The sequence below is a fragment of the Streptomyces sp. NPDC005141 genome, from assembly GCF_053599975.1.
In genome coordinates, this window is the sequence record NZ_JBSFYW010000027.1 from 21,997 (window position 1) to 37,558 (window position 15,562).

The 15,562-nt window shown below is 70.0% G+C and carries 17 protein-coding genes; 11 read left to right on the forward strand and 6 right to left on the reverse strand.

The features are described 5' to 3' along the window. Positions 1–18: 18 nt before the first annotated feature. From ACWD68_RS21790 to ACWD68_RS21805, 4 genes are all read right to left on the reverse strand, one after another. Positions 19–1,026: a COX15/CtaA family protein gene (locus ACWD68_RS21790; RefSeq protein ID WP_451808076.1), complete on the reverse strand. Its 1,008-nt coding sequence runs from the start codon at positions 1,024–1,026 to the stop codon at positions 19–21. A gap of 58 nt (positions 1,027–1,084) precedes the next feature. Further along, complete coding sequence (locus ACWD68_RS21795; RefSeq protein ID WP_451808077.1) at positions 1,085–1,900, reverse strand: ABC transporter permease; 816 nt, start codon at positions 1,898–1,900, stop codon at positions 1,085–1,087. Between the two features lie 180 nt (positions 1,901–2,080). Next, positions 2,081–3,004: an ABC transporter ATP-binding protein gene (locus tag ACWD68_RS21800; protein ID WP_451808078.1), complete on the reverse strand. Its 924-nt coding sequence runs from the start codon at positions 3,002–3,004 to the stop codon at positions 2,081–2,083. A gap of 11 nt (positions 3,005–3,015) precedes the next feature. Then, positions 3,016–3,852, reverse strand: coding sequence for an aminoglycoside N(3)-acetyltransferase (locus ACWD68_RS21805; protein WP_451808079.1), 837 nt, complete (start codon positions 3,850–3,852; stop codon positions 3,016–3,018). 161 nt (positions 3,853–4,013) lie between these two features. Here ACWD68_RS21805 and ACWD68_RS21810 point away from each other — a divergent pair, with 161 nt between their 5' ends. The 8 genes from ACWD68_RS21810 to ACWD68_RS21845 all read left to right on the forward strand — a co-directional run bounded on the left by ACWD68_RS21810 (position 4,014) and on the right by ACWD68_RS21845 (position 10,748). Beyond that, positions 4,014–4,757, forward strand: coding sequence for a helix-turn-helix transcriptional regulator (locus ACWD68_RS21810; RefSeq protein ID WP_451808080.1), 744 nt, complete (start codon positions 4,014–4,016; stop codon positions 4,755–4,757). Further along, positions 4,754–6,178 (forward strand): Fe-S cluster assembly protein SufB, encoded by a 1,425-nt coding sequence (sufB, locus tag ACWD68_RS21815; RefSeq protein ID WP_451808081.1) that lies wholly within the window; start codon positions 4,754–4,756, stop codon positions 6,176–6,178. Before ACWD68_RS21810 ends, sufB begins: the two co-directional genes overlap by 4 nt. Before the next feature lie 62 nt (positions 6,179–6,240). Further along, on the forward strand, positions 6,241–7,461 hold the full coding sequence (sufD, locus tag ACWD68_RS21820) for a Fe-S cluster assembly protein SufD (RefSeq protein ID WP_451808082.1): 1,221 nt from the start codon (positions 6,241–6,243) through the stop codon (positions 7,459–7,461). Then, positions 7,461–7,799 (forward strand): bifunctional 3-phenylpropionate/cinnamic acid dioxygenase ferredoxin subunit, encoded by a 339-nt coding sequence (locus tag ACWD68_RS21825; RefSeq protein ID WP_451808083.1) that lies wholly within the window; start codon positions 7,461–7,463, stop codon positions 7,797–7,799. Before sufD ends, ACWD68_RS21825 begins: the two co-directional genes overlap by 1 nt. Before the next feature lie 7 nt (positions 7,800–7,806). Next, positions 7,807–8,580: a Fe-S cluster assembly ATPase SufC gene (sufC, locus tag ACWD68_RS21830; RefSeq protein WP_451808084.1), complete on the forward strand. Its 774-nt coding sequence runs from the start codon at positions 7,807–7,809 to the stop codon at positions 8,578–8,580. After that, positions 8,577–9,833, forward strand: coding sequence for a cysteine desulfurase (locus tag ACWD68_RS21835; RefSeq protein WP_451808085.1), 1,257 nt, complete (start codon positions 8,577–8,579; stop codon positions 9,831–9,833). The genes sufC and ACWD68_RS21835 overlap by 4 nt, the downstream gene beginning before the upstream one ends. Positions 9,834–9,849: 16 nt before the next feature. Beyond that, positions 9,850–10,314, forward strand: a complete 465-nt coding sequence (sufU, locus tag ACWD68_RS21840) for a Fe-S cluster assembly sulfur transfer protein SufU (RefSeq protein WP_356470336.1) — start codon at positions 9,850–9,852, stop codon at positions 10,312–10,314. A gap of 95 nt (positions 10,315–10,409) precedes the next feature. Next, a complete protein-coding gene (locus ACWD68_RS21845; protein WP_451808160.1) occupies positions 10,410–10,748 on the forward strand; it encodes a metal-sulfur cluster assembly factor in 339 nt (112 codons plus the stop codon). Between the two features lie 144 nt (positions 10,749–10,892). Here the strand turns inward: ACWD68_RS21845 and ACWD68_RS21850 are convergent, their stop codons facing one another. Beyond that, complete coding sequence (locus ACWD68_RS21850; RefSeq protein ID WP_451808086.1) at positions 10,893–11,843, reverse strand: AbfB domain-containing protein; 951 nt, start codon at positions 11,841–11,843, stop codon at positions 10,893–10,895. A gap of 442 nt (positions 11,844–12,285) precedes the next feature. Continuing rightward, on the reverse strand, positions 12,286–13,413 hold the full coding sequence (locus ACWD68_RS21855; RefSeq protein ID WP_451808087.1) for a DUF7847 domain-containing protein: 1,128 nt from the start codon (positions 13,411–13,413) through the stop codon (positions 12,286–12,288). 148 nt (positions 13,414–13,561) lie between these two features. Here ACWD68_RS21855 and ACWD68_RS21860 point away from each other — a divergent pair, with 148 nt between their 5' ends. The 3 genes from ACWD68_RS21860 to dapD all read left to right on the forward strand — a co-directional run bounded on the left by ACWD68_RS21860 (position 13,562) and on the right by dapD (position 15,549). Beyond that, a complete protein-coding gene (locus ACWD68_RS21860) occupies positions 13,562–13,882 on the forward strand; it encodes a DMT family transporter (RefSeq protein WP_451808088.1) in 321 nt (106 codons plus the stop codon). Positions 13,883–13,916: 34 nt separating this feature from the next. Beyond that, on the forward strand, positions 13,917–14,453 hold the full coding sequence (locus ACWD68_RS21865) for a TetR/AcrR family transcriptional regulator (RefSeq protein ID WP_451808089.1): 537 nt from the start codon (positions 13,917–13,919) through the stop codon (positions 14,451–14,453). A gap of 106 nt (positions 14,454–14,559) precedes the next feature. Then, a complete protein-coding gene (dapD, locus tag ACWD68_RS21870; protein WP_451808090.1) occupies positions 14,560–15,549 on the forward strand; it encodes a 2,3,4,5-tetrahydropyridine-2,6-dicarboxylate N-succinyltransferase in 990 nt (329 codons plus the stop codon). Positions 15,550–15,562: the final 13 nt, after the last annotated feature.

Here is a 15,562-nt window from a genome sequence, read left to right on the forward strand (position 1 = left end):
ATTACGCCGATCCGGCCGCTACGCGCGCGTGAGCGCCGATTGCGTGGCGGGACCCGGCAGGTCCGCCACGACCTCCGGACGCTCGCGCAGGGCCAGCAGGACGCGCAGCACCCCGATCCACACCAGGCAGGAGCCGAGCATGTGCAGGGCGACCAGGGCCTCGGGCAGGTCGGTGAAGTACTGGACGTAACCGATGACGCCCTGGGACAGGAGGATCAGGAACAGGTCGCGGGTGCGCCGCAGGGGACCGGCGGGAGCGTCCACCGCCTTGAGGACGAACCAGAGGGCGAAGGTCAGCGTGACGACGATCCAGGCCAGCACGGCGTGCAGCTTGGTGACGTTCTCCCAGCTGACGTCCATGCGGGCGACCTCGCTGGAGTCGCCCGCGTGCGGGCCGGCGCCGGTGACGACCGTGCCGACCGCGATGAGCAGGACGGCGGCGGCGACCAGGAACCACACGAGCTGCTGCACCGACTTGCCGACGAGCGGACGCGCTGGCGCGTCGCCCTCGCGGGTGCGCTGCCACAGGAGCGCGGCGACGGTGATGAGCGCGGTGGAGAGCAGGAAGTGGGCGGCGACCGTGTAGGGGTTCAGGCCGACCAGGACGACGATGCCGCCGAGGATCGCGTTGCTCATGACGATCCAGAACTGGGCCCAGCCGAGCCGGGTGAGGCTCCGCCGCCACGGCTTCTGCGAGCGGGCGGCGACGATCGCCCACCCGACGGCGGCGCACAGGACGTACGTCAGCATGCGGTTGCCGAACTCGATGGCGCCGTGGAAGCCCATCGCGCTCGTCGCCGTGAGCGAGTCGTCCGTGCACTTGGGCCACGTCGGGCAGCCGAGGCCGGAGCCGGTGAGGCGCACGGCACCGCCGGTGACCACGATGACGACCGCCATGACGAGCGCGGACAGGGCCGCGCGCTGCACCGTCCGGGATGTCGGGGTCCAGCGTTCGGCGATGAAGGCGAGGGGGTTGCGCACCGCGCTGAGGGCGTCGGCTCGGGTCAGATTCGGCACGCGCACCATCGTAGGGGGCCGCTTGTGCACGCTTTCACGAGGGTCCGCCCCGCGGCAGTGCGTTCGGTCACTCCCAGCGGAAGAACCTGCCGGCCGCGCCGAGCCCCACGACCGCCCAGACGGCCAGGATCCCGAGGTCGGCCCAGGGCGTCCCGGCGCCGTGCTGGAGCACGTCCCGCAGTCCGTCGGAGAGCGCCGAGATGGGCAGCAGACCGAGAACGTCCTGGACGCCCGCGGGGAACTTGTCCATCGGCACGATCACCCCGCCGCCGATCAGGAACAGCAGGAAGACGAGGTTGGCGGCGGCCAGCGTCGCCTCGGCCTTCAGCGTGCCCGCCATGAGCAGGCCGAGTCCGGAGAAGGCCGCGGTGCCGAGGATCAGCAGGAGCAGCACGGCGAGCGGGTTGCCGTGCGGTGACCAGCCCAGCGCGAAGGCGATCACCGTCAGCAGGATCACCTGAAGGATCTCCGTGACCAGGACCGACGCCGTCTTCGCGGTCATCAGGCCCCAGCGCGGGAGCGGGGAGGCGGCCAGCCGCTTCAGGACGCCGTACCGGCGCTCGAAGCCCGTGGCGATCGCCTGGCCGGTGAACGCCGTCGACATCACGGCGAGCGCCAGGATGCCCGGCGCCAGGAAGTCGACCGCCTCGCCCGCACCGGTGTCGATGACGTCGACCGAGCTGAACAGGACGAGCAGGAGCGTCGGGATGACGACCGTGAGGAGGAGCTGCTCGCCGTTACGGAGCAGCATCCTCGTCTCCAGCGCGGCCTGCGCGCCGATCATGCGGGACAGCGGGGCGGCACCCGGCTTCGGGGTGTACGTACCGGCGGTGGTCACGAGCGCAGCTCCTTGCCGGTCGGTTTCCAGCTGTGCCTGGTTCATGAGCGCAGCTCCTTGCCGGTCAGCTCCAGGCTGTGCTGTCCCGGGGGACAACCCCCGGACCCCCGGCCGTTGTGCGGTCGAGCCTGGTTCATGAGCGCAGCTCCTTGCCGGTCAGCTCCAGGCTGTGCTGCCCCGGGGGACAACCCCCGGACCCCCGGCCGTTGTGTGGTCGAGCCTGGTTCATGAGCGCAGCTCCTTGCCGGTCAGCTCCAGAAAGACGTCTTCAAGGGTGTGGCGTTCGACCGAGATCTTCTCCGGCATCACACCGTGCTGGGCGCACCAGGACGTGACGGTCGCCAGCAGCTGGGGGTCGACCTTGCCGCCCACGCGGTAGGCCCCCGGTGTCAGCTCGGCCGCCGTGCAGTCCGTCGGGAGGGCCTTCAGCAGGGAGTGCACGTCGAGTCCGGGGCGGCCGGTGAAGCGCAGGGTGTTCTCGGCGCCGCCGCGGCACAGGTCCTCGGGGGAGCCCTGGGCGATGACCCGGCCCGCGTCGATGATCGCCACGTCGTCGGCGAGCTGCTCGGCCTCGTCCATGTGGTGCGTGGTGAGGATCACGGAGACGCCGTCGGAACGCAGGTCGCGGACCAGGTCCCAGGTGGCGTGCCGGGCCTGCGGGTCGAGGCCCGCGGTCGGCTCGTCCAGGAACACCAGCTCGGGGCGGCCGACGACCGCCATGGCGAGCGCGAGGCGCTGCTGCTGGCCGCCCGACAACCGCCGGTACGTCGTCCGGCCGCAGCTCTCCAGACCGAGCCGCTCGATCAGCGCGCCCACGTCCAGCGGATGGGCGTGCAGTTTCGCCACGTGGCGAAGCATCTCGTCCGCCCGGGCGGACGAGTAGACGCCGCCGGACTGGAGCATCACGCCGATGCGGGAGTGCAGCTCCCCGGACTGTCTCACCGGGTCGAGGCCCAGGACGCGCACCGTGCCGGAGTCCGGCTTCCGGTACCCCTCGCAGGTCTCGACCGTGGTCGTCTTCCCGGCGCCGTTGGGTCCGAGTACGGCGGTGATGCCCGCCGTGGCCACCAGGTCGAGGCCGTCCACCGCGGTCTTCGTGCCGTACCGCTTCACCAGGGCCTGGACCTGGACCACGGGCTCGCTTCGCATGAGGCGCAAGTCTAGGGACGTCCGCGCGGCCCGGAACCGCCGGGGGCCGCATCCACGTACAGGTCCCGCGGCCGGTGCAGCGGCAGCCACCGCTCCGCGTACGCCACCGCGTCGGCCACCGGGAACAGCCGCGCCCGGGCCGCGCCCACGGTGCCGCGTACGACGGGGCGGTCCCGCTCGAAGTCGGCGCCCAGCTCCTCGAACAGCTCGGAGGTGATCGACACCTCCCGGACCTTCTCCCAGCCCGTCGGGGACGGCCGCCCGACCTCCACGACGGGCGAGGGGACGCGGTATTCGGCCAGGTGGAAGCTGGTGCAGGTGTCGTAGCCCGCGCCGAGCAGCAGGACGCGGGCGCCGCCGGCCTCCAGGCGGGCCAGCGGGCTGCGCTCGCCGAGGCGGCAGTCGGGCGCGTGCCCGCCCACGACCGCCGTCGCGCGCGGGCCGAGCGCCGCGAAGGAGGTCTCCGGGTGCGCGCTGCGCAGGGCGCCGGGCCAGGTGCGGACGGTCTCGGGTATCACGCCGACCCCGCGGGAGGGCGTCACGCGGGGGTCGTAGGCGGGCATGGTCGCCCGAATGGTCGGCCACCACTCCTCGGGTACCGGCGGACGGCTCCACAGCGCCGGATCGGAGAGGTCGCCGGACTGTGTCGGCACCACCAGGGTGCCGTGCGGACCGAGTGCGTCGAGCAGTCCCTGGACGACGGCCACGGGTCCGCCGTTCACCCAGCCGAGGGCGCTGAGCGAGGAGTGGACAAGAAGCGTTTCTCCGGGTTGTACGCCCAGGGCACGCAGGTCCCCGGCGAGGGTGTCCCGGGTGACTAGTGGGCCGGTCGGAGGGGGTGTCGACATGGTTCCGGAGTCTCCCCGAGAGCCTGCCCGGACGCCACCCAATTGATCGATCAAAGATCGTTTGCCCAGGTCACGTTAGGTATACCTAAGTGATGCAGCGCACCGCCCGCTCCGGAGGGTGCGGCTTGTCAGGCCCTGAGGAATTACGCAACAATGGTGTTGTGAAAAACGTTGGCGAGGCTCGGGAGACCCCCACGGGGGCCCCGCAGGAGGAACTCGCGACCGGTGAGCGCTCGACGCGCAACCGGGTCGCGCGGTCCATCCTGGACCACGGCCCGTCGACCGTCGCCGACCTGGCGGGCCGACTGGGCCTGACCCATGCCGCCGTGCGCCGTCATCTCGACGCGCTGGTCGCCGACGACGTCGTGGAAGCACGTGAGCAGCGGGTCTACGGAGCGCGCACGCGCGGCCGTCCCGCCAAGGTGTTCGCCCTGACCGACTGCGGCCGGGACGCCTTCGACCAGTCCTACGACAAGCTCGCCGAGGACGCCCTGCGCTGGATCGCCGAGCGCGAGGGCGGGGACGAGGCGATCCTCTCCTTCGCCCGCGCCCGGATCGCCGAGCAGTCCGGGGCGTACCGCGAAGCCGTCGAGGCCGCGACCCCCGAGGAGCGCACGGAAGCGCTGGCCAAGGCACTGAGTGCCGACGGGTACGCTGCCACGGCGCGCAGCGCACCGGTCGGCGAGCAGCTCTGCCAGCACCACTGCCCGGTCGCCCACGTCGCCGAGCGGTTCCCGCAGCTGTGCGAGGCGGAGACGGAGTTCTTCTCCCAGTTGCTCGGCACGCATGTCCAGCGGCTGGCCACCATCGCCCACGGCGACGGGGTGTGCACGACGTTCATCCCCAAGATTTCGCAAACCACTCACAACGCATCTGCAAGCACCGCCGGGAGGAACCCCGCATGACGCTCCCCATCGAGGAGACTGCCCACCCCGAACTCGAGGGTCTGGGTACGTACGAATACGGCTGGGCCGACTCCGACGTGGCCGGTGCCTCCGCCAAGCGCGGCATCAACGAGGACGTCGTCCGCGACATCTCCGCGAAGAAGAGCGAGCCGGAGTGGATGACCAAGCTCCGTCTCAAGGGGCTGCGCCTCTTCGGCAAGAAGCCCATGCCCAACTGGGGTTCCGACCTGTCGGGCATCGACTTCGACAACATCAAGTACTTCGTGCGCTCCACGGAGAAGCAGGCGGAGTCCTGGGAGGACCTGCCCGAGGACATCAAGAACACGTACGACAGGCTCGGCATCCCGGAGGCGGAGAAGCAGCGCCTCGTCGCCGGTGTCGCGGCCCAGTACGAGTCCGAGGTCGTCTACCACCAGATCCGCGAGGACCTGGAGGAGCAGGGCGTCATCTTCCTGGACACCGACACCGCTCTCAAGGAGCACCCGGAGCTCTTCAAGGAGTACTTCGGCACGGTCATCCCGGTCGGTGACAACAAGTTCGCGTCGCTGAACACCGCCGTGTGGTCCGGTGGCTCCTTCATCTACGTGCCGAAGGGCGTGCACGTCGAGATCCCGCTCCAGGCCTACTTCCGTATCAACACGGAGAACATGGGCCAGTTCGAGCGGACGCTGATCATCGTCGACGAGGACGCCTACGTCCACTACGTCGAGGGCTGTACGGCGCCGATCTACAAGTCGGACTCCCTGCACTCCGCGGTGGTCGAGATCATCGTGAAGAAGGGCGCCCGCTGCCGTTACACGACCATCCAGAACTGGTCGAACAACGTCTACAACCTGGTCACCAAGCGCGCCGTGGCGTACGAGGGCGCGACCATGGAGTGGATCGACGGCAACATCGGCTCCAAGGTCACCATGAAGTACCCGGCCGTCTACCTGATGGGCGAGCACGCCAAGGGCGAGACCCTGTCCATCGCCTTCGCGGGCGAGGGCCAGCACCAGGACGCCGGCTCCAAGATGGTCCACATGGCGCCGAACACCTCCTCGAACATCGTGTCGAAGTCGGTGGCGCGTGGTGGCGGCCGTACGTCCTACCGCGGTCTCGTCGAGATCGGCGAGGGCGCCCACGGCTCCAAGTCGAACGTGCTCTGCGACGCGCTGCTCGTCGACACCATCTCCCGCTCGGACACGTACCCCTACGTGGACGTCCGCGAGGACGACGTGTCCATGGGCCACGAGGCGACCGTCTCCAAGGTCTCCGAGGACCAGCTCTTCTACCTGATGAGCCGTGGTCTGACGGAGTTCGAGGCGATGGCGATGATCGTGCGCGGCTTCGTCGAGCCGATCGCCAAGGAGCTGCCCATGGAGTACGCCCTCGAGCTCAACCGGCTGATCGAGCTGCAGATGGAAGGCGCGGTCGGCTGACACCCGCCCTCCGCACCAGCAGCCAGTGATTTCTGACGTAGGAAGAGAGCAGACCGACAGCCATGGCTGAGGCTCAGAACGCCCCCAAGTCCTCAACTCCGTTCGGACAGGGGGGACCCCCACCGATGGGCAGCACGACCGCCGGCCAGATCGCGGTGGCCGCCGAGTCGACCGTCGCCACGCGCATGAGCGCGCCCCCGTCCTTCGACGTGGCGGACTTCCCGGTCCCCCACGGCCGTGAGGAGGAATGGCGGTTCACCCCGCTGGAGCGCCTGCGCGGGCTGCACGACGGCACCGCCGTCGCGACCGGCGAAGGCGTACGGATCGATGTGGAGGCCCCCGAGGGCGTCACCGTCGAGACCGTCGGCCGTGACGACGCCCGGATCGGCAGGGCCGGCGCCCCGGTGGACCGCGTCGCCGCCCAGGCGTACTCGGCCTTCGAGAAGGCCGGTGTCGTCACCGTCCCCAAGGAGACGGTGCTCACCGAGCCCATCCGGATCGCCGTGCACGGCGAGGGCGGGGTCGCCTACGGCCACCAGGTCATCGAGCTGGGAGCCTTCGCCGAGGCCGTCGTCGTCATCGACCACACCGGTGACACCGTGCTCGCCGCCAACGTCGACTACATCCTGGGCGACGGCGCCAAGCTGACCGTCGTCTCCGTCCAGGACTGGGACGACAAGGCCGTGCACGTCGGCCAGCACAACGCGCTGATCGGCCGGGACGCCACCTTCAAGTCGTTCGTGGTCACCTTCGGCGGCGACGTCGTACGCCTCCACCCGCGCGTCGCCTACGCGGGCACCGGTGGCGAGGCCGAGCTCTTCGGCCTGTACTTCACGGACGCCGGCCAGCACCAGGAGCACCGCCTCCTGGTCGACCACAACACCCCGCACTGCAAGTCCAACGTCATGTACAAGGGCGCGCTCCAGGGCGAGGGCGCGCACGCGGTGTGGATCGGCGACGTGCTCATCGAGGCCAAGGCCGAGGGCACGGACACCTACGAGATGAACCGCAACCTGGTTCTGACCGACGGTGCCCGCGTCGACTCCGTGCCGAACCTGGAGATCGAGACCGGCGAGATCGTCGGCGCCGGCCACGCCTCCGCGACCGGCCGCTTCGACGACGAGCAGCTCTTCTACCTGATGGCCCGCGGCATCCCGGCCGACGAGGCCCGGCGTCTGGTGGTCCGCGGCTTCTTCGCCGAGCTGGTCCAGCAGATCGGTGTCGACGACATCGAAGAGCGCCTTCTCGTGAAGATCGACGAGGAGCTGGAGGCGTCGCTCTGATGCCCGACTCTTTCGACCGTGCCCATTTCCTTCGGGCCTGTGGGCTGAGCGAGCTGGAGGAGAACACCCCGAAGCGGGTGGAACTCGACGGCACGCCGGTCTCCGTCGTGAAGACCGAGGGGGAGGTGTTCGCGATCAACGACATCTGCTCGCACGCGAACGTCTCGCTCTCCGAGGGCGAGGTGGAGGACTGTCAGATCGAATGCTGGCTGCACGGCTCCGCGTTCGACCTCCGCACCGGCAAGCCGTCCGGCCTTCCCGCGACGCGCCCCGTCCCCGTATACCCCGTACAGATCGAAGGGGACGACGTGCTCGTCTCCCTCAACCAGGAGTCCTGAGGAACCCATGGCAACGCTTGAAATCCACGACCTGCACGTCACCGTCGAGGCCGACAACGCCACGAAGGAGATCCTCAAGGGCGTCGACCTGACCGTGAAGCAGGGCGAGACGCACGCCATCATGGGCCCCAACGGCTCCGGCAAGTCGACCCTCGCCTACTCGCTCGCGGGCCACCCGAAGTACACGATCACCGGCGGCACCGTCACCCTCGACGGCGAGGACGTCCTCGAGATGTCCGTCGACGAGCGCGCCCGCGCGGGTCTGTTCCTGGCGATGCAGTACCCGGTCGAGATCCCCGGCGTCTCGGTCTCCAACTTCCTGCGCACCTCCGCCACCGCCGTCCGCGGCGAGGCCCCCAAGCTGCGTACGTGGGTCAAGGAGGTCAAGGAGACCATGGAGCGACTCTCCATGGACCCGGCGTTCGCCGAGCGCAACGTCAACGAGGGCTTCTCCGGCGGTGAGAAGAAGCGCCACGAGATCCTTCAGCTGGAGCTGCTCAAGCCGAAGATCGCGATCCTCGACGAGACCGACTCCGGCCTGGACGTCGACGCCCTGCGCGTCGTCTCCGAGGGCGTCAACCGCGTCCGCGAGACCGGTGACGTGGGCACCCTGCTCATCACCCACTACACGCGCATCCTGCGCTACATCAAGCCCGACTTCGTGCACGTCTTCTCCGGCGGCCGCATCGTCGAGTCCGGCGGCGCCGAACTCGCCGACAAGCTGGAGAACGAGGGCTACGAGTCGTACGCACTCGACGCGAAGGGTGGCGTATCCGCGTGACACAGCTGCCGGGCCTCCTCGACACCGAGGCGATCCGCAAGGACTTCCCCATCCTGGACCGCCAGGTCCACGACGGTAAGAAGTTGGTGTACCTGGACAACGCGGCGACCTCGCAGAAGCCGCGTCAGGTACTGGACGCCCTCAGTGGTTACTACGAGCGCTACAACGCCAACGTCCACCGCGGTGTGCATGTGCTCGCCGAGGAGGCCACGGCGCTGTACGAGGGCGCGCGCGACAAGGTCGCCGCGTTCATCAACGCGCCGAGCCGCGACGAGGTGATCTTCACCAAGAACGCCTCCGAGTCGCTCAACCTCGTGGCCAACATGCTGGGCTGGGCCGACGAGCCCTACCGGGTCGACCACGAGACCGAGATCGTCATCACGGAGATGGAGCACCACTCCAACATCGTTCCGTGGCAGCTGCTGTCGCAGCGCACCGGTGCGAAGCTGAAGTGGTTCGGTCTCACCGACGACGGCCGCCTCGACCTGTCGAACATCGACGAGGTCATCACGGAGAAGACGAAGATCGTCTCCTTCGTGCTGGTCTCGAACATCCTGGGCACCGTGAACCCGGTCGAGGCGATAGTGCGCCGCGCCCAGGAGGTCGGCGCCCTGGTCCTGATCGACGCGTCACAGGCCGCGCCGCACATGCCCCTCGACGTCCAGGCCCTCCAGGCCGACTTCGTGGCCTTCACCGGTCACAAGATGTGCGGTCCGACAGGCATCGGCGTCCTCTGGGGCCGCCAGGAGCTCCTCGAGGATCTTCCGCCGTTCCTCGGCGGCGGCGAGATGATCGAGACCGTGTCGATGCACTCGTCGACGTACGCCCCCGCGCCGCACAAGTTCGAGGCGGGCACCCCGCCGATCGCGCAGGCGGTCGGTCTGGGCGCGGCGATCGACTACCTCTCCTCGATCGGCATGGACAAGATCCTCGCCCACGAGCACGCGCTCACCGAGTACGCGGTGAAGCGGCTCGCGGAGGTCCCCGACCTCAGGATCATCGGCCCCACCACGGCCGAGGACCGCGGCGCCGCGATCTCGTTCACGCTGGGCGACATCCATCCGCACGACGTGGGCCAGGTCCTCGACGAGCAGGGCATCGCGGTCCGGGTCGGCCATCACTGCGCCCGTCCGGTCTGCCTGCGGTACGGAATTCCTGCGACCACACGAGCGTCGTTCTATCTGTACTCCACGCCCGGCGAGATCGACGCTCTCATCGACGGCCTGGAGCACGTACGGAACTTCTTCGGCTGAGGGGCTGGCTGAGAACGTGAAGCTGGATTCTATGTACCAGGAAGTCATCCTGGACCACTACAAGCACCCGCACGGGCGCGGTCTCCGGGACGGCGACGCCGAGGTGCACCACGTCAACCCCACGTGCGGTGACGAGATCACCCTGCGGGTGAAGTACGACGGCGAGCGGATCGAGGACATCTCGTACGAGGGCCAGGGCTGCTCGATCAGCCAGGCCTCGGCCTCCGTACTGAACGACCTCCTGGTCGGCAAGGACCTGTCCGACGCGCAGAAGATCCAGGAGACCTTCCTGGAGCTGATGCAGTCCAAGGGCCGGATCGAGCCCGACGACGCGATGGAGGAGGTGCTGGAGGACGCGGTCGCGTTCGCCGGTGTCTCCAAGTACCCGGCCCGGGTCAAGTGCGCCCTCCTCAGCTGGATGGCGTGGAAGGACGCGACGGCCCAGGCTCTGGGCGAGAGCGCCGAGAGGAAGACGGCATGAGCGAGAACACTGTGACATCGGACGAGACCGCTGTGACCTCGGACGAGACCGCTGCGGCAGTGGACAAGGCCGCCGCGGCGTCGGACACGAGCGTTGTGGCGTCGGGCGAGACCCTGACGACGAAGCCGGCCTCCGAGGAAGAGGTCCGCGAGGCGCTCTATGACGTCGTCGACCCCGAGCTGGGCATCGACGTCGTCAACCTCGGGCTCATCTACGGCGTCCACATCGACGACGCGAACATCGCGACGATCGACATGACCCTGACGTCCGCGGCCTGTCCGCTCACCGACGTCATCGAGGACCAGGCCAAGTCCGCCACGGACGGCCTCGTCAACGAGCTGCGCATCAACTGGGTCTGGATGCCGCCGTGGGGCCCGGACAAGATCACGGACGACGGCCGCGAGCAGCTTCGGGCACTCGGCTTCAACGTCTGAGCCCTCGGGGCTTCGGCACGTCGTACTTCGGCACCTCGGTACTCGGGTGCCCCGGTACCTCGCATGGGGCGGCACCTTCGGGTGCCGCCCCATCGTGCTTTCCCCGGCGGGACTCGGGACTTGGGCTGGGCTGGGGCTCGGGTCTCAGGCCCAGCCCCGCACCAGGCGGAACGCCGAGTCCGCCCGGTAGAGCCCGCTGCCGTCGGAACGCTCCAGGCGGAGCTGGAAGTCGCGGTGGCGCAGGAAGCGGCCCGGGTAGTTGACCGCTTCCAGCATGACGGCGCCCGAGGAGGACGCGCGGGGGCAGAAGGTCGCGTCCTTCCGGAACAGGGCGGAGCCGTCGTCGCGGTCGGCGCGCAGGACGAAGTCGCGGTGGCGCAGATAGGCGCCGTCGGCGGTGGTGAAGGAGTAGCAGGAGGAATTCGCCAGCCCCGCGACCACCTTGAAGCTGGAGGCCCGCCGGGTCGCGGCCGAGCTGCCCGCGCCCACCGGGTCGAGCCGGACCTTTCCGTCGCTCAGATGCCAGAAACGGTCGGGGTAGTTGACCGCCTGGACCGACTTCCAGGAGGAGGCCGGCCGGGGCGGGGAAGCGGCGCCGGAGGGCGCGGACGTTCCGGGGACGGAACGGCCGTCCGAGCCCTGCTCCGACGGCCCTGGCGAGGCGGAACCGTGTGCGGTGGAACCCTGTGAGGCCGTGTCCTTGGTCCCGGGCGAGGACAGCGCGTTCTTGCCCGTCGGGGCCGTGGTCGCTCCGGCGGGCGCGCTGGGGGCTCCGGGGAGGAAGGGGTTCGTCGTGTCGGCCGCGGTCCTGTTGTCCGCCCGATTCTGTGATGGATCGTCAGAACGGTTGCTCTGTAGGGTGATCGCGGTCACGGCGACGATGGTCACGGCCGCCGCGAGCCCGCCGGCCAGCCAGAGCCGGCGTGTCCCGGGCAGCCTGCCCTCGTCGCCGGCCCTCTCCCAGGACGCCCGGGGTATCGGAACGAGATCGGTGGTCACCGGGTAGGGCGCGCCGTGCGGCGTGGGGCGCCAGGGCGTCAACTCCCTGGAGGGGCCGGGCTGTTCGGGCCCGGTCCCGGGCGTCACTTCGGGCATACGCGTTCCTAAGGGGGGAGGGTGGGCGCGCGAGAGGGCGACGCGAGGTGCGGAGAGTGCGGGCACACGGAGCGGGCGCGGTCATGGAGGCCCGGTGCGCGACTGGTGAAACAGTAGTGGAACTGGTGACTTCTGAGCAGTCGTTTCCGGCAGCGATACCGGCGAATTACCCGCCAGTACAGGGGAGTTGTCCGACAGTTCCGGGGAATCCCACGAAGCCGGGCGGCGGCGTGTGGTGCCGTGCCCGGTCCTGGTCTCGCTCGCGGTCGCGCGGCTCGATCGTGCTCCCGGTCCCGGGGGCCGGGGTTCACGGCGCCTCCTCGGCGCGATGGCCGGCCCGGCCTCATCGCGTCAGGACAGCGCGGCGCCGTGTCCGGTTCTGTGCGACCTCTCTTCGCCCTCGGCTGTCCCCGGGACCACGCTGCCGCGGCTGAAGGCGTCGCTAGTGGAGTGAGCCGGGCGCACCCGGAGCGCCCGGCGTCTCCGGCCCACCGGGCGTCTCCGGAACCCCGGCCACGCGTATCAGCACGTCCGCCAGGCCCTCCCGGCGGATGCGCTGGTCGATGTACAGAAGATTCGTCACCAGCGGCATGAACACCATGGAGAACAGCTGGGTGACGATGCCCGCGATCACCGTGAGCACCAGGTAGGGCCCGAGGTCGGGCACGCTCTGGTGGAAGGCGTCCGTGATGTCCGTGGGCGGCGGCGCCGAGGGGTCGTACGGCTGAGGGCTCGGCATGGCGAACATGACCGGCAGTCTGACCACGAGCGACCCGATGACCACGATCAGGCCGCCGAGCAGCGAGATGCCGAAGGTGCGCCACCACGCGCCGCGCATCAGCCGGACCGAACGCCGCATCGCCGTCAGGGGAGAGGCCGCCTCCAGCACGGCGGCGGCCGGGGCGAAGCTGAACAGGACGTACAGCCAGACCGTCAGCGGTACCGAGAGCAGCAGGAGCAGGAAGGCGACCCCGGCGGGCAGGAACGGCTCGGAGGCCAGGGACGCGAGCAGCGTCATGAGCAGCAGGGCGAACAGCGCCATCGGAACCAGCATGATCAGGCTCATCAGCAGCGTCACGCCGAGTACGGACGGGGTGCGCGGCCAGGCGCGCCGCCAGACGGCACCGATGCGGGCCCGCCGCCCGAGTACGGCCTCGTGCAGGGTCGCCGCGGACGAGGCCTGCATGAAGGCGTTGGCCATCAGGGTGGCCAGCATCCCGACGACCCACAGCGCGCCGAACGTGATCAGGACGGGCCGGGCGTCGGCCCACTCCGCTGAACCGGAATCCCTGAAGAGCCGGTGCAGATGGTCCGCCTCCGAGACGTAGGCGATGCCCCCCAGGCCCACGGTCAACGCCCCCAGGACCAGGCAGGCCAGGGCGGCGAGCCCGAACAGCGGCCGCGCGTAACGGCGCATCGTGACGAAGGCGCCGCCGAGGACCGTGTCCACGCCGAGCGGGGCCAGGGGGATCACCCCGGGCTTGGGCGGTGGTGGTGGCGGCATCCAGCCCCAGCCGCCCGGAGCGCCTCCGTACGGCCCCGACGGTCCCCACCCAGAACTGTCCGACATGCCTCGTGCGCTCCGTTGCTTCGGGAATCTGTGCGATTCCGGCCCCCACTGTGATCGCGAACGATATCCGGTGGGGTGCATGGTGCCCATGGGGTTTACGGGATCACTTTGTGTACGGATGTACACAGCGATGTGTACGCTTGTACGCATGGGATACGTACTGCTCGCCGGAGCCATCGCGGCGGAGGTCGGCGCGACCACCGCGATGAAGTACACGGAAGGTTTCAGCAGGCTGTGGCCGTCGCTGCTGACCGTCCTCGGATACGTCGTCGCCTTCGCGCTGCTCGCGCAGACCCTGAAGACCGTCTCGGTCGGCACCGCCTACGCGATCTGGGCCGGCGTCGGCACCGCCGCCATCGCGGCGATCGGCATGCTGTTCCTCGGCGAGGGGCTCACGACCGCGAAGGCCGCCGGGATCGCGCTGATCATCGGCGGAGTCGTGCTGCTGAACCTGGGCGGGGCACACTGATGGCCGGGTGCGGCGCGGCGGACGGTGGTCCGTGATGGCGCGCCGGTACGACCCCGGGCGACGGCAGCGGATCATCGACGCGGCGATCCGTGTCGTCGGCGCCAAGGGCATCGCCGGGCTCAGCCACCGCTCCGTCGCCGCCGAGGCCGATGTGCCGCTCGGCTCCACCACGTACCACTTCAGGACCCTCGACGAACTCATGGTCGCCGCCCTGCGCCAGGCGAACGAGGGCTTCGCCAAGGTGCTCGCAGCGCGCGGCGCCCTGGAGGACACCCGTGCCGACCTGGCCGCCGAACTCGCCGGGCTGATCGGCGAGTGGCTGGCCGGGGACCGGACGGGCGTCGAGCTGGAGTACGAGCTCTACCTCGCCGCCCTCCGCAGACCCGCCCTGCGTCCGGTCGCCGCCGAGTGGATCGACAGCCTCGTCGAGCCGCTGACCCGGCGCACGGATCCGGTCACCGCGCGGGCGCTCGTCGCGCTGCTGGACGGGATCTGCCTCCAGGTGCTGCTGACGGGGACGTCGTACGACGAGGGGTACGCGCGCGAGGTGCTGGCGCGGGTCCTGGTGTGAGGCGGGGCGGGCGGATGCGGTCCGGGATGCCACCCGGCGGCCCGGTACCTGAGACGTCCCGCGTACCGGTTCGCCCGGGCGGGCCCCGCCAAGTTAGGTTTCACCCATGACCGACTCGACTGCTTCTCGTACCACCGGCGCCGTCGCCGCCGGGCTCGCCACCCTCACCGCCGACGGCACCGTTCTCGACACCTGGTTCCCCGCCCCCGAACTGTCCGCCGAGCCCGGCCCGGCCGGTACCGAGCGGCTGTCCGCCGAGCGCGCCGTGGAACTGCTCGGCGAGGGAGCCGCGCAGGCGATCGGCCCCGACGCCCGCCGTGGCGTCGAGGTGGTCGCGGTCCGTACGGTCATCGCGTCGCTGGACGACAAGCCGCTCGACGCGCACGACGCGTACCTGCGCCTGCACCTCCTGTCGCACCGCCTGGTCAAGCCGCACGGCCAGAACCTGGACGGCGTGTTCGGGCTGCTCGCCAACGTCGCCTGGACCTCGCTCGGCCCGGTCGCCGTCGACGACGTCGAGAAGGTCCGGCTGAACGCGCGCGCCGCCGGTCTGCACCTCCAGGTGACCTCCATCGACAAGTTCCCGCGTATGACGGACTATGTCGCGCCCAAGGGCGTCCGTATCGCCGACGCCGACCGGGTCCGCCTCGGCGCGCACCTCGCCGAGGGCACGACCGTCATGCACGAGGGCTTCGTGAACTTCAACGCGGGCACGCTCGGCACCTCCATGGTCGAGGGCCGCATCTCCGCCGGTGTCGTCGTCGGCGACGGTTCGGACATCGGCGGCGGCGCGTCCACCATGGGCACCCTCTCGGGCGGCGGCAACGTCCGCATCACCATCGGCGAGCGCTGCCTCGTCGGCGCGGAGGCGGGCGTCGGCATCGCCCTCGGCGACGAGTGCGTGGTCGAGGCCGGGCTGTACGTCACCGCCGGAACCCGCGTGACGATGCCCGACGGAGACATCGTCAAGGCCCGCGACCTGTCCGGGGCATCGAACATCCTGTTCCGCCGCAACTCGGTCACCGGGACCGTCGAGGCGCGCCCGAACAACGCGGTCTGGGGCGGCCTGAACGAGGTCCTGCACAGCCACAACTGACCATCGGCGGCCG

Coding starts and splice junctions, on each gene's coding strand:
- sufB (WP_451808081.1), top strand. CDS start 4,754: ATGACGCTCCCCATCGAGGAGACTGCCCACCCCGAACTCGAGGGTCTG.
- sufC (WP_451808084.1), top strand. CDS start 7,807: ATGGCAACGCTTGAAATCCACGACCTGCACGTCACCGTCGAGGCCGAC.
- sufD (WP_451808082.1), top strand. CDS start 6,241: ATGGCTGAGGCTCAGAACGCCCCCAAGTCCTCAACTCCGTTCGGACAG.
- ACWD68_RS21825 (WP_451808083.1), top strand. CDS start 7,461: ATGCCCGACTCTTTCGACCGTGCCCATTTCCTTCGGGCCTGTGGGCTG.
- ACWD68_RS21865 (WP_451808089.1), top strand. CDS start 13,917: ATGGCGCGCCGGTACGACCCCGGGCGACGGCAGCGGATCATCGACGCG.
- ACWD68_RS21800 (WP_451808078.1), bottom strand. CDS start 3,004: ATGCGAAGCGAGCCCGTGGTCCAGGTCCAGGCCCTGGTGAAGCGGTAC.
- ACWD68_RS21860 (WP_451808088.1), top strand. CDS start 13,562: ATGGGATACGTACTGCTCGCCGGAGCCATCGCGGCGGAGGTCGGCGCG.
- ACWD68_RS21855 (WP_451808087.1), bottom strand. CDS start 13,413: ATGTCGGACAGTTCTGGGTGGGGACCGTCGGGGCCGTACGGAGGCGCT.
- ACWD68_RS21805 (WP_451808079.1), bottom strand. CDS start 3,852: ATGTCGACACCCCCTCCGACCGGCCCACTAGTCACCCGGGACACCCTC.
- ACWD68_RS21850 (WP_451808086.1), bottom strand. CDS start 11,843: ATGCCCGAAGTGACGCCCGGGACCGGGCCCGAACAGCCCGGCCCCTCC.
- ACWD68_RS21790 (WP_451808076.1), bottom strand. CDS start 1,026: ATGGTGCGCGTGCCGAATCTGACCCGAGCCGACGCCCTCAGCGCGGTG.
- dapD (WP_451808090.1), top strand. CDS start 14,560: ATGACCGACTCGACTGCTTCTCGTACCACCGGCGCCGTCGCCGCCGGG.
- ACWD68_RS21795 (WP_451808077.1), bottom strand. CDS start 1,900: ATGAACCAGGCACAGCTGGAAACCGACCGGCAAGGAGCTGCGCTCGTG.